The following is a 13,243-nucleotide window of genomic DNA, read 5'->3' on the forward strand; positions in this document are numbered from 1 at the left end:
ACGGCCCGGAGCCACGATCCTGCCAACAAGATCAGGACGCGGCCCCGGGTCTCTAACGAGGGGGAGAGGGCGAGTTTTTAGGAGAACTACAATGCGTTTTTCGAAGATTGCCCCACTGGCCATGCTGGCCACCATGTTTGTGTCGAGCCCGGTGCTCGCGCAGGAAGAAGAAGATGCCGGCCCGATCGAAGTCAGCGCCAATGTGGCCATGACGACCGATTATCGCTTTCGCGGGGTGTCGTTCTCGGACGAGGACATCGCAATCCAGGGCGGCTTCGATCTCAGTCACGAAAGCGGCTTTTACATCGGAACCTGGGCGTCCTCGCTCGAAGACAGCGCGCTTTACGGCAACTCCGAGGTAGACATCTATGCCGGGTGGTCCGGCGATGTCGCGCCGAACATCTCGATCGACGCGGGTGTGCTCTACTACATCTATCCCAATGGCGACGATACCGTCGGCGATAGCGATTATGTGGAGCCCTATGCCTCCGTCACGGCGGCGCTAGGCCCGGTCGAAGCGACCGTCGGTGCAGCCTATGCCCCCGAACAGGGCACGGCGTTGGCGAGCGACAATATCTACGTCTACGGTGGATTGGGCGCCGGGATTCCCGACACGCCGATCAGCCTTTCGGCCCAGCTCGGCTATTCCGAAGGCAGCCTCGATTATGGATCGGGCGGCTATATGGACTGGTCGCTGGGGGCGAGCGTTTCGTACGACATCCTGACCTTCGGCATCGCCTATGTCGATACGGACCTGCCCAGTGTAGCAGGGCAAGACGGCGCGGCGGTGTTTACACTCTCGGCCAGCTTCTAGTCGCACGGGCTTTCAGGCCCATCATCACGGACGGCCCGCTGCGAACTTCGCGGCGGGCCGTTTCACGTTCCGCCGTGCCGGTTGGACGATCTGCCTCAACATGAATACGAATGCCGCTTGTCACCGCCACGCCCGGTCGTGGCATAGCGCACCACGCGAGGGAGGTTGTCCGAATGGCGAGCCGGAATGCACGACCGCTGCTGGGCGGGATAGAAGCTGGCGGGACAAAGTTCGTCCTCGCAGTCGGCCATTCGCCGCAAGAGATCGTCGCGCGCGAAACGATCCCCACCACGACCCCTGACGTGACAATGGCCACCACGGCGAAGTGGTTCTCCCAGCATGGCCCACTCGTGGCGCTCGGCATTGCCAGCTTCGGGCCGGTCGAACTCGATCGCGCCTCACCCAGGTGGGGCCATATCACCGATACGCCCAAGCCCGGCTGGGCGCAGACAGACGTGGTGGGCCCGCTTGGCCGCGCGCTCGCCTGCCCAGTCGGCTTCGATACCGATGTGAACGGCGCAGCATTGGCCGAAAATGCCTTTGGTGCCGGGGCAGGCGACGGCTCGCTTGCCTATATCACAGTGGGCACCGGGATCGGCGGCGGGCTGGTGCTCGATGGCAGACCGGTGCACGGCGCGGGCCATCCCGAACTTGGCCACATGTTCGTGCGGCGCGACGGCGAGGATTTCGATTTCCCGGGCATTTGCCCGTTTCACGGCGATTGCGTGGAAGGCCTCGCCAGCGGCCCTGCGATCAAGGCGCGCTGGGGCAAGACCCTGTCGGAACTGCCCGCCGATCATCCCGCGCATACATATGTCGCTGGCTATCTCGCGCAGCTTTGCCATACGACCTTCGCGACCGTGGCAGTCGATACGATCGTTCTCGGCGGCGGCGTGATGCAGACTCCCGGCTTGATCGAGAGGGTGCGAGAGCGAACCTTCGCGATCGGAGCCGAATATCTTCCCGGTCGTTCGAGACAAGAAGTCGTCGCTCCGGGATTGGGGCAGGACTCGGGCATTTGCGGCGCGCTGATACTCGCAGAACGTGCGTTCGAAGGAGAAACGGACTAAATGGCGGCATCCTCTTCCACCCTCCTGCTGTTCGGGGCGACCGGCGATCTGGCCAAGCGCATGCTCCTGCCCTCGCTCTATGCCCTGCACGAGGACGGGCTGATTGCGGAGGATCTGCGCATTTTCGGCACCGCACGCAGCGAACTGACCGACGAGGATTATCGCGGCATCGCGAACGAGGCGCTGTGCGAATACCTGCCCGAAGACCGGAAAGATGATGGCAAGATCGCGTCTTTCCTGCAGCGCCTGCATTACCAGCCCCTCGACGCGTCCACCATCGAGGGCTTCGACGATCTCGCCGCGCAGCTGGGCGATATTTCGGGTGGGCTCTCGATCTTCCTGTCGACCGCGCCCTTCCTGTTCGAACCCACGATTCGCGGGCTGCAGTCGGCGGGGCTGGCAGGCGAGAACGTTCGGATCGGCCTTGAAAAACCGCTCGGCAATGATCTCGCCAGTTCGCGCGTCATCAACGATGCGGTTGCCAGCGCCTTCAACGAGGGCCGGATTTTCCGCATCGACCACTATCTGGGCAAGGAAACCGTCCAGAACCTGATGGCCTTGCGCTTCGCCAATGCAATGTTCGAGCCGCTGTGGAACGCGAACGGGATCGACCATGTGCAGATCACCGTCAGCGAAACCGTAGGTCTCGAAGGCCGCCACGGCTTCTACGACGAGACCGGCGCGTTGCGCGACATGGTGCAGAACCACATGCTCCAACTGCTCGCGCTGACCGCAATGGAGCCTCCAGCGGATTTCGATTCGACCAGCGTTCGCGACGAGAAGGTAAAGGTACTGCGCTGCCTGAGGCCGGTCGGGGCGGACGAGATGGTGCGCGGCCAGTATGGTAGCGGCGCGGTGAAGGGCGAGGCCGTGCAGGCCTATGCCGACGATCTGGGCGAACCGTCCGATGCCGAGACATTCGTCGCGCTGAAGGCGCATGTCGACAACTGGCGCTGGCAGGGCGTGCCCTTCTACCTGCGCACGGGCAAGCGCATGGCCGAGCGTCGCAGCGAGATCGTGATCCAGTTCAAGCCGGTGCCGCACAACATCTTCGCCCAGCGCGGCGGAAAGCTGCACGCCAACCGGCTCGTCATCCGATTGCAGCCCGAAGAATACGTGCGACTGATGGTGATGGCGAAGGAGCCGGGGATGGACCGTGACGGGGTTTCCCTGCGCGAAGTGCCGCTCGACCTCTCGCTCACGCAGGCATTCTCCAAGGCGCGGCGACGGATCGCTTACGAGCGACTGCTGCTCGACCTGATCGACGGTGACCCGACGCTGTTCGTGCGCCGCGACGAGGTAGAGGCGCAGTGGACCTGGATCGACGCAATCCGCAAGGTCTGGAGAGATAATGACATGCAGCCCAAGTCCTACGGATCGGGCAGCTGGGGGCCGAGCGCGGCAGTCGCCCTGACCGAGCGTGACGGGGTGACCTGGCATGAATGATCCTTCCGGTCAGTGGCGCCCCGAGGGATGGCTCGCCTTCGATAATGGGGAGGCGATGGCTGCCGCATGCGCAGATCGGGTCGCGGAAATCGTCGAGGGCGCGATTGCGGAACGAGGCACCGCCGTGCTTGCCTTCCCAGGTGGTTCGACACCGGCACCGGCGTTCGAACTGCTCGCGAAGCGTCCGCTCGCCTGGACGAAGGTGACGATCCTGCCGGGTGACGACCGCATGGTCGATCGCGACGACCCACTGTCGAACTTCGGGATGCTTTCTCGCTATTTCGGAGCCACCGGGGCGAAGCTCGTGCCGATGGTCGACGGGGACGAGACAAGGGCCGAAAATGCCAACCGGCGTCTTGCCGACCTGCCCTGGCCGCTCGACCTCGTATGGCTCGGTGTCGGCGGAGACGGGCATACGGCGTCGATTTTCCCCGGACCGGATTACCGTGAAGCGCTGACCACCGACGAACGCGCGCTCAAGGTTACGCCCGATCCGCTGCCGCCCGAAGCGCCCGTGCCTCGCATCACTCTCAGCCCCGCGGCCATCCGCTCAGCCCGCCACCGGATGCTTTCGCTACGCGGCGCTGACAAACGCGACGTGCTGCTCGAAGCCCTGTCCGACGGGAACAGGAGCCGCTTCCCGGTGGGCGTAGTGATCGGATCGGCACCCGCCGAATTTTACTGGAGCCCCGCATGAGCCTGCACCCCACGCTCGCCACGGTCACCGACCGGATCGTCGCGCGCTCGAAGGATAGCCGCCAGCGCTACCTCGACCTGATCGACCGGCAGCGCGACGAGGGGGTTCACCGCCCCACCCTTTCCTGCGGCAACCTCGCGCACGGCTTCGCGGCGAGCGGTGATGACAAGGCCATGATTCGCAGCGGCAAGGCGATGAACATCGGCATCGTCACCGCCTATAATGACATGCTCAGCGCGCATCAGCCCTATGGCCGCTATCCCGAGCAGATAAAGATCTTCGCACGCGAACGCGGCGCGACTGCGCAGGTTGCGGGCGGAGTGCCCGCTATGTGCGATGGCGTGACGCAGGGGCAGGACAGCATGGAGCTGTCGCTGTTCAGCCGCGACGTGATCGCGATGAGTACCGCGGTCGGCCTGTCACACGGAATGTTCGAAGGTGCGCTGCTGCTGGGAAATTGCGACACGATCGGGCCGGGCCTGCTGATCGGCACGCTGCGCTTCGGCCACCTGCCGACGATCCTCGTCCCCGCCGGCCCGATGCCTTCGGGCCTTGCGAACAAGGAGAAGATCCGCGTCCGCCAGCTCTATGCCGAGGGCAAGGTGGGCGAAAAGGAACTGATGGACGCCGAAAGCGCATCCTACCACGGCGCGGGCACCTGCACTTTCTACGGCACCGCCAACTCGAACCAGATGATGATGGAGATGATGGGGCTGCACATGCCCGGCTCCAGCTTCGTCAATCCTGGCAACAAGCTGCGGCAGGAACTCACCCGCGCCGCGGTCCACCGGATGACCGAGATCGGCTGGGCCAAAGACGGCCAACCGAACTCGGACTATCGCCCGCTCGGCCATTGCATCGATGAAAAGGCCATCGTGAATGCGGTGGTCGGCCTGCTCGCGACGGGCGGATCGACCAACCACGTGATCCACCTCCCCGCCATCGCCCGCGCGGCGGGCATCATCCTCGACTGGGATGACATGGACGAACTCAGCGACATCGTCCCGCTGATCGCCAGCGTCTATCCCAACGGCGCGGGCGACATAAACTACTTCCACGCCGCTGGCGGCATGCCTTACGTGATCCGCGAATTGCTCGATGCAGGTCTCGCGCACGGGGATATCCGCACGGTCTATGGTGCCTCGCTCGCCGAAGGCGCGCAGGAGCCGGTGATGGATGGCGAGGAACTCGTCTGGCACCCGGCCGCAAAGGAGAGCCGCGACGACACGCTACTCAAGCCCGCATCCGATCCCTTCCGCAAGGATGGCGGGCTGGCGCTGCTGCAAGGCAATCTGGGGCGCGCAACGATGAAGGTGAGCGCGGTCGATCCCGAACGCCATACGATCGAGGCGCCTGCGCGCGTGTTCACCGACCAGCACAGCGTCGCCGAAGCCTTCAAGGCGGGCGAGCTAGACCGCGATGTGGTGGTCGTCCTGCGCTTCCAGGGTCCCGCCGCCAACGGCATGCCCGAATTGCACAAGTTGACCTCCCCGCTGGGCGTCATCCAGGATCGCGGTTACAAGGTCGCGCTCGTCACCGATGGGCGCATGTCCGGCGCTAGTGGCAAGGTGCCATCCGCGATCCACGTCTCGCCCGAGGCTTTCCACGGCGGACCGCTGGGCAAGTTGCACGACGGCGACATAGTCCGCGTGTGCGCCACCACCGGCACGCTGGAAGCGCTGGTCGATGCGGCGGAATGGGCTGCGCGCGAACAGGCACCGCCGCCGCCGCAGGAATGGGGTACGGGGCGCGAACTCTTCGCCATGCTGCGTCACCATAGCGACCCGGCGGAAAAGGGCGGCAGCGCAATGCTTGCGGAGGCAGGACTTTGAGCACGCCCCAAGAGATCGCGGTTGCCGATATCGGCGGCACGCATGCCCGCTTCGCCATTGCCGAGATCGAAGGGCGGCAGGTGAAATCGCTGGGCGAGCCGGTGACACTCAAATGCGCCGAATATGCGAGCCTGCAGACCGCGTGGGAGGCGGCGGGCGTGCAGCTGATTCGCGCAATGCCAAAGGCCGCATCGCTGGCGCTGGCGACCCCGATCCGCGGCGAAGTGCTCAAGATGACCAATAACCCCTGGATCATCCGGCCATCGCAGGTCGAAGCGAAGCTGGGGGTCGATCGCTACACGCTGGTCAATGATTTCGGCGCGGTCGGCCACGCGGTCCAGCAATGCGGCGAAGAGATGCTCGAACATTTGTGCGGCCCGCAACAACCGCTACCCGACAAGGGCGTGATCAGCATCATCGGCCCCGGCACCGGCCTCGGCGTCGCCTATGTGCTGCGCGCAGATGGCAGCTATCATGTGGTGGAAACCGAGGGCGGACACATGGAGTATTCGCCGCTCGACAGCACCGAGGACGCTATACTCCAGCGGCTGCGCAAGCAGTTCACCCGCGTCTCGGTAGAGCGGGTTGTCTCTGGTCCCGGCCTCGTCGCGATCTACGAAGCGCTCGCCGCGCTCGAGCACAGGGCGGTGGAAAGCGTCGAGGACCGTGAATTGTGGACCCGCGCCCTCGAAGGGAGCGACAGTCTCGCCGCCGCGGCATTCGACCGGTTCAGCCTCGCACTCGGTGCGGCTGCGGGCGATTTCGCGCTGGCGCAGGGGGCCAACGCCGTGGTGATTGCCGGGGGGCTCGGCTACCGTATCCGCGACCAGCTATCGACCACCAGCGGCTTTGCCGAGCGGTTCGTTGCCAAGGGGCGGTTCCAGAAACTGATGGAGTCGATTCCCGTCAAACTCCTTATCCATCCGCAACCGGGGCTCTTCGGGGCCGCGGCAGCCTTTGCGCAGGAACATAACGCATGAACCCTATCGAACAGGTGATGCGCGCCGCGCCGGTCATCCCGGTGCTGGTGGTTGAGGATGTGGCAGACGCCGTGCCCCTGGCGCAGGCGCTGGTGGATGGCGGGCTCCGCGTTCTGGAGGTTACCCTGCGAACACCGGCCGCGCTCGATGCGATCCGGGCCATGAAATCGGTCGAAGGCGCGATCATTGGCGCCGGTACGGTGACCAACCAGGCACAGCTGCGCGCGGCGATCGACGCGGGCAGCGAATTTATAGTGTCCCCCGGCCTGACAGACGAATTGGGCCGCGCAGCCATCCGGGCCGACATTCCCTTCCTCCCGGGCATCGCCAATGCGGGCGACATCATGCGTGGGCTCGACATGGGGCTGGCGCATTTCAAGTTCTTCCCGGCAGAGGCCAATGGCGGGATCGCCGCGCTGAAGGCACTCACGGGGCCATTCGGCGATGTGAAGTTCTGCCCCACCGGCGGGATAAAGCAGGACACCGCGGCAGACTGGCTCGCGATCCCGCAGGTCCTGTGTGTCGGCGGCAGCTGGCTGGTTCGCAGTGGGGAGCGCGATTTCGACGCGATCCGCGAGCGCGCCAGGGACGCGGCGGCGCTGGCAGCCTGAGTATAAGGGAAAATGGAGGCCCGAGCCGGAATCGAACCGGCGTGCAAGGATTTGCAGTCCTCTGCGTAACCACTCCGCCATCGGGCCCCACTTGCGCGGGCTTGGCGCGAAGCGGGGCGTCTAGCGGCTTGGCCGGGGCAGTTCAATCGTCTTTCGGTTCCATTTTTCATTCGGCCCATCTTATAGCTCGGCAGGCTTCCCTTAACGGAAGGTTCGTCTAAGGCCGTACGCATGTCGATTACCGCAATGCTCGAACCGATCGCCGGGAATGGCGAGACCGTGACTCTCCCCGCCGAGGAATGGATGCAGGGCCGAACGCTTTATGGCGGGGCGAGCGCGCTGGTGGCTTACACCGCTGCAATACGAGCTTTCCCGGAATTGCCGCCCTTACGATCTGCGCAAGTCGCCTTTGTGGCCCCCGTGGGTGCGGAAGTGACCCCTCGCACCGAAATCATGCGGCAGGGTCGCAACGTAACTCAGGTGCGCGTCGACCTGTTGGTCGATGGCAATCCAGCGCTGACGTCGTTCTGGCTGTTCGGTACCGCACGCGAAGCCAACGGCGTCTACCACGCACAGGCTGCAAGCCCGGCACCGATCCCCGTCGAAAAGGCCGAACCGATGATGGAGGGCGTGGGCCCCGCCTTTGTCCAGCACCAGCTTGAGATTCGCCGCGCCGCACCCGCGGGGGGGCACGGCGATGCGCCCAGCGTGCGGCGCTGGGTTCGCCTGAAGAATGACGACGGGCTCGATCCGGTCGCCCGCTCGATTCTGCTGGGCGACGTCAATCCGCCCAGCGCCATGCGCGTGATGGAGCGGCCCGGACCAATGAGCTCTATGAACTGGGCGATCAACATCCTCGATCCGGAGGCGGAAACACGCGATGGCTGGTGGCTCGTGGAAACCGCCAGCGATCATGCCGATCACGGCTATTCGAGCGAGCGTCTGCGCCTGTGGAATGCGGATGGGCGGCTCGTTCTGACAGGTCAGCAGGCCGTGGCGATTTTTGGTTAGGGCTCTTTTCCGCCTCACAGCGGTTCAGACCTGCCGCCCCGCCTCCCCACCCGGCCACCAAAGATACCAGCAGGCTATGGCGGCCGGATGAGGAGGCGTGGCGGCGGGTTAACTTTCTAAATCAAGACGCGTCCCCGAACTCCGGCCGGCGCTTGGCCATGCCCGCCATCACCGCTTCGATCTGGTTGGGCTGACGGATCACGCCCGCCTGCTCGACACTTTCGGCCATCAGCAGGTCCGGTCCGCTCTCGTCATGCATCCGGTTGTGGAGCCGCTTGGCCGCGCGCACCGCATCCGGGTTGCGCTGAGCGATCGTGGCCGCGATCTCCATCGCCTTGGCCAGCGGATCGTCGGCCACGAAGGTCGCGAGGCCCAGCTGAACTGCTTCCTCGCCCGAAAATTCACGGTTGGTATAGACCAGCTCACGCAGCACGTCGTCGCGCACCAGCCCGCGCCACAGCTGATAGCCGCCCATGTCGGGCACCAGGCCCCATTTCATTTCCATGATCGCCATGCGTGTATCGGGCGCCGCAACGCGAACATCCGCCCCACTGGCAATCTGCATCCCGCCGCCGAAGCACACCCCGTGCAGCGCAGCGATCACCGGCATGGGCAGCTTGCGCCAAATCGTGGCGACCTGCTGGTAGGTGTTGGAATCGCCATGCGTGCGATCGGTCAGCTTGGGCTCGTCCGGATCGGGCGTGCGCGCGAAGCTGGAGGTGTCGAGGCCGGCGCAAAAGCTGCGCCCCTCGCCCGAGAGCACCACCACGCGCACGTCCTTGCGGTCCATCAGGGCCTCGCCCGCAGCTATGATCGCGGCGAACATTTCCGGGTCGAGCGCGTTCATCTTGTCCGGCCGGTTGAGGCGGACATGCATCACGCCATCCTCGCCCATCGTGCTCTCGACGCGCTTCTCATCCGCTTGTGTTGCCATGCCGCAATCCTCCTCGATCAGGTGACACCCGTGGTTGCGCATGGCCGGCGTGCTGTCCAGCCCGCTTTGCGATGCTCGACAGGGGATCAGGCGATAGCCGGGTCCGTCGGTATCGATCATCGCGTCAAGACCGTGCGCTTCCAGCTTGCGGCGCAGCCGTGCGATGTGGACCGCTACGCGGTTGGTGCCAGGCTCGAAAGGCAGGCGCCACACATCGGCCAGCAGGGCGCGCTGGCTGACGGTGTGCTCCGGTGTTTCGGCCAGCCGCCACAGCAAGGAGAACTCGCGAGGATGTAGCGCCAGCCACCGCCCTTCATAGGCAGCGTCGCGATGGAACAGGTCGAGCCGCAGCGGGCCCGCATCCATCCATCTCGCAATAAGTTGCTGCGCTGCGTGCACGCGCCCCCGCCGCCCGCTGTCTTCACCCGGACGAGCATAGTGCCACGAAGCCTACGTTATTGGAAAAAAAGAATAATCCGGAATGGATGATAAAAGTTTGCTACTGAGCGCCTTGTCTAGTCGTTGGCACGTTGGAGGAACCGCTTGATGTTGCGCGCGGCCTGGCGAATGCGCTGCTCGTTCTCGACCATCGCGATCCGCACGAAGCCTTCGCCCTCTTCGCCATACCCGATCCCGGCCGCCACCGCGACGCCCGCCTGCTCCAACAGCTGTTTGGAGAAATCGAGGCTGCCCATACCCTCGAACCCCGGGGGCAGCGGAGCCCACGCGAACATGCTGGCTGGCGGCACGGGAATGTCCCACCCGGCGCGGCCGAAACTCTCGACCATCACGTCGCGCCGGTTCTGATAGCGCAGCCGGTTTTCCTCGACGATGTCCTGCGGACCGTTGAGCGCCGCGCAGGCCGCCGCCTGGATCGGCGTAAACGCGCCGTAATCGAGGTAGGATTTGACCCGGGTCAGCGCCGCGATCAGCGTCGGGTTGCCGACCGCGAATCCCATCCGCCACCCGGCCATCGAATAGGTCTTGGACATGGAGGTGAACTCGACCGCAATGTCCTTTGCGCCGGGCACTTCCAGGATCGATCGGGTCGGCTTGCCGTCGTAATAGAGCTCGGAATAGGCGAGGTCGGACAGCACCCACACCCGGTTCTCGCGCGCCCAGGCGACCAGCCGTTCGTAGAAGGCGAGGTCGACGGTTTCTGCGGTGGGGTTGGAGGGATAGTTGACCACAAGCACGCTGGGCCGCGGAGAAGTGTAGGCCATCGCCTGCTCGAGCGCTTCGAAATAGGCCTCGTCAGGCGTGGTCGGCACGGAGCGGATGGTGGCTCCGGCGATAATGAAGCCATAGGTGTGGATCGGGTAGGACGGGCTCGGTGCGAGCACCACGTCGCCCGGTGCAACGATTGCCGTCGCCATCGACGACAGGCCCTCTTTCGAACCCATCGTCACCACCACCTCACGCTCGGGGTCGAGCTCCACCCCGAAGCGGCGGCCATAGTAATTCGCCTGGGCCTTGCGCAGGCCCGGAATGCCGCGCGACTGGCTATAGCCGTGCGCGCTGGGCTTACCTGCAACCTCGCACAGCTTGTCGATCACATGCTGGGGCGGCGGCCGGTCCGGGTTGCCCATCCCCAGATCGATGATGTCGCGCCCCGCTGCACGCGCGGCGTGCCGCATCGCGTTGACTTCGGCGATCACGTAGGGCGGCAGGCGCCGCATCCGGTAGAATTGCTCGTCGCTCAATCTTGGCTCCCGCTGGGATGGCGTAGTGCTCCTTTCTGGAACGGTAGGCGCATCTGTGCAATTGGTCCTGTTGAGAGGATGCGAAGTATTTTCCCGCTGGGCCTTCGAGGGGTCGCGACCCGGACGGCATGCTTTTGGAAAGGACCCTTACGGTGACGCAGTCTTCGTCCAGTTCGTCGGGCAGCTCTTCGGGGGACGATCCCTTCAGCGCGATGCTGGAAGCGCAGGCGCGCTGGACCGAGATGATGTTCGCCCCGCTGGCCGACGCATCGGGCGACGGTAAAAAGTCTTCCACGGCGCCTATGGCAGACCTGCAGAAATGGGCCGAGAACACGACCCGTATGCAGACCATGTGGGTCGAGTTCTGCCAAAACCATGCACTCGAGGCGACGGGCGAGATGATGGCGGGCGATCCTGCCAAATGGTTCGCCATGTTCGAGAACTGGGCCGCGCAGCTCCCTTTCGCCGATCCTGCCGAACAGCAGCGCTGGTGGGCGGAAAGTGCGCAGCTATGGCAGGCGCTGGTGCTGCCGGGCGCAAACGAGGCCGGCGAAAAAGACGAACCGGCACTGCCCCGCGAAGACCGGCGCTTTGCCGACCCGCGCTGGCGCGAGCAGCCGGTCTTCGCGCTGATTCACCAGACCTACCTGCTCCTATCCGAACGCGTGATGGCGATGGTCGAAAAGATGGACCATGTCGATCCGGGTAAGCGCGAACAGTTGAAATTCGCCACTCAGGCAATGGCCGAAGCGCTAAGCCCCGCCAACTTCGCGGCAACCAACCCGATCGTGCTCGACCGCATCATGGAAACGCGTGGCGAGAGTCTGGTGAAGGGCATGGAGAACCTGCTGCGCGATTTGCAGAAGGGGCAGCTCACGCATTCGGACCCGGAGGCGTTCGAGGTGGGCAAGAATATTGCCACCACGCCCGGCCAAGTGGTGTACGAAACGGACCTGTTCCAGCTGATCCAGTACACGCCCACCACCGACAAAGTGTTGAGCGTGCCGCTGGTGATCTTCCCGCCGTGGATCAACCGGTTCTATATCCTCGACCTCAACGAGAAGAAGAGCTTCGTCAAATGGGCGGTCGACCAGGGGCTGAGCGTCTTCATGGTCAGCTGGAAGTCCGCCGATGCCTCCCTGAAGGACGTGGTATGGGACGATTACATCGCCGCCCAGATCGAGGCGATCGACCATGTGAGAAAGCGCCTCAAGGTCGAAAACGTGCATACTATCGGCTATTGCGTAGCCGGGACCACGCTGGCCGCAACGCTTGCGGTGCTGGCCGACAGGAAGGATATCGACAAGGTCAAGAGCGCGACCTTCTTCACCGCACAGATCGACTTCTCCGACGCGGGCGAGCTGCTGCACTTTATCGGCAACCAGCAGATGGCCGCGATCCAGAGTCTGGAGCGCGACGGGTTCCTCGACGGGCGCTACATGGCTGCCACATTCAACCTGCTGCGCGGCAAGGACCTGATCTGGAATTATGTTGTCCGCAACTACCTGCTGGGGGAAGACTACACCGCCTTCGACCTGCTGCACTGGAACGGCGATGTTACCAACCTGCCCGCGAAGTGGCATCGCGCTTACCTGCAGGACCTGTATCGAGACAACCTGCTGGTGCAACCGGGCAAGCTGAAGGCACTGGGACACCCGATCGACCTGACCAAGGTCAAGGTGCCGACCTATGTGCAGGCGGGCAAGGAAGACCATATCGCCCCGGCCACCAGCGTCTGGAAGATCACCGAGCATTTCAGCGGGCCAATGCGCTTTGTGCTCGCCGGATCGGGCCACATCGCGGGCGTGGTCAATCCACCGGGTGCGAACAAGTACCAGTACTGGATCAACGAGGCCGACGACGTCGAGACGCTGGAAGAATTCCGCGCAGGCGCGACCGAGCATCCGGGCAGCTGGTGGCCCGACTGGATCGACTGGATCCGTGCACACGACGACGAGGAAACAACCGCGACCGGCAAACGGCATCCAGGTAAAACCAAGGCGGACAAGATTATCGAGCCTGCCCCCGGACGTTATGTAAAGTCGCGCTAAAGGTCAGATTTCCCTAACGTAAGGCAGTTTTGTGCGACGCACAAAAAGGACTTGAATCTCGCAGTCGCTATGCGTATTTGTGCATTGCAGCAAA

Annotated in this window: 11 protein-coding genes and 1 tRNA gene; 9 read left to right on the forward strand and 3 right to left on the reverse strand. The window is 64.2% G+C overall.

What is annotated here, in order from left to right; all coding sequences use genetic code 11:
- Window positions 1-91 precede the first annotated feature (91 nt).
- The 7 genes from ACEQXE_RS03930 (at window position 92) to eda (ending at window position 7,450) form a co-directional block, all read left to right on the forward strand.
- Complete coding sequence (locus tag ACEQXE_RS03930; protein WP_370177639.1) at window positions 92-814, forward strand: TorF family putative porin; 723 nt, start codon at window positions 92-94, stop codon at window positions 812-814.
- A gap of 173 nt (window positions 815-987) precedes the next feature.
- Window positions 988-1,884, forward strand: a complete 897-nt coding sequence (locus ACEQXE_RS03935) for an ROK family protein (RefSeq protein WP_370177640.1) — start codon at window positions 988-990, stop codon at window positions 1,882-1,884.
- Window positions 1,885-3,330 carry a glucose-6-phosphate dehydrogenase gene (gene zwf / locus ACEQXE_RS03940; protein WP_370177641.1) on the forward strand — a complete coding sequence of 482 codons (1,446 nt, stop codon included), beginning with the start codon at window positions 1,885-1,887 and terminating at the stop codon, window positions 3,328-3,330.
- Entirely contained in the window at window positions 3,323-4,027 is a 705-nt protein-coding gene (gene pgl / locus ACEQXE_RS03945) for a 6-phosphogluconolactonase (protein ID WP_370177642.1), read from the forward strand. Before zwf ends, pgl begins: the two co-directional genes overlap by 8 nt.
- The gene (gene edd, locus ACEQXE_RS03950; RefSeq protein WP_370177643.1) at window positions 4,024-5,859 is read left to right on the forward strand and encodes a phosphogluconate dehydratase; all 1,836 of its coding nucleotides are present in this window, start codon (window positions 4,024-4,026) and stop codon (window positions 5,857-5,859) included. Before pgl ends, edd begins: the two co-directional genes overlap by 4 nt.
- Window positions 5,856-6,839, forward strand: a complete 984-nt coding sequence (glk, locus tag ACEQXE_RS03955; protein WP_370177644.1) for a glucokinase — start codon at window positions 5,856-5,858, stop codon at window positions 6,837-6,839. The genes edd and glk overlap by 4 nt, the downstream gene beginning before the upstream one ends.
- Window positions 6,836-7,450, forward strand: coding sequence for a bifunctional 4-hydroxy-2-oxoglutarate aldolase/2-dehydro-3-deoxy-phosphogluconate aldolase (eda, locus tag ACEQXE_RS03960; protein WP_370177645.1), 615 nt, complete (start codon window positions 6,836-6,838; stop codon window positions 7,448-7,450). Before glk ends, eda begins: the two co-directional genes overlap by 4 nt.
- 13 nt (window positions 7,451-7,463) lie before the next feature.
- Here eda and ACEQXE_RS03965 read toward each other — a convergent pair.
- Window positions 7,464-7,537 (reverse strand) — tRNA-Cys (locus tag ACEQXE_RS03965).
- Between the two features lie 144 nt (window positions 7,538-7,681).
- Here ACEQXE_RS03965 and ACEQXE_RS03970 point away from each other — a divergent pair.
- On the forward strand, window positions 7,682-8,461 hold the full coding sequence (locus ACEQXE_RS03970; protein WP_370177646.1) for an acyl-CoA thioesterase: 780 nt from the start codon (window positions 7,682-7,684) through the stop codon (window positions 8,459-8,461).
- A 121-nt stretch (window positions 8,462-8,582) separates the two neighbouring features.
- Here ACEQXE_RS03970 and ACEQXE_RS03975 read toward each other — a convergent pair whose 3' ends face one another.
- Together ACEQXE_RS03975 and ACEQXE_RS03980 are read right to left on the reverse strand one after the other, a co-directional pair.
- On the reverse strand, window positions 8,583-9,761 hold the full coding sequence (locus ACEQXE_RS03975; protein ID WP_370177647.1) for a crotonase/enoyl-CoA hydratase family protein: 1,179 nt from the start codon (window positions 9,759-9,761) through the stop codon (window positions 8,583-8,585).
- Between the two features lie 149 nt (window positions 9,762-9,910).
- On the reverse strand, window positions 9,911-11,098 hold the full coding sequence (locus ACEQXE_RS03980; protein ID WP_370177648.1) for an LL-diaminopimelate aminotransferase: 1,188 nt from the start codon (window positions 11,096-11,098) through the stop codon (window positions 9,911-9,913).
- Between the two features lie 212 nt (window positions 11,099-11,310).
- Here ACEQXE_RS03980 and ACEQXE_RS03985 point away from each other — a divergent pair, with 212 nt between their 5' ends.
- Entirely contained in the window at window positions 11,311-13,149 is a 1,839-nt protein-coding gene (locus ACEQXE_RS03985; RefSeq protein WP_370177707.1) for a PHA/PHB synthase family protein, read from the forward strand.
- Window positions 13,150-13,243 lie beyond the last annotated feature (94 nt).

It is taken from the genome of Alteriqipengyuania sp. (assembly GCF_964222115.1).
GTDB lineage: Bacteria > Pseudomonadota > Alphaproteobacteria > Sphingomonadales > Sphingomonadaceae > Alteriqipengyuania.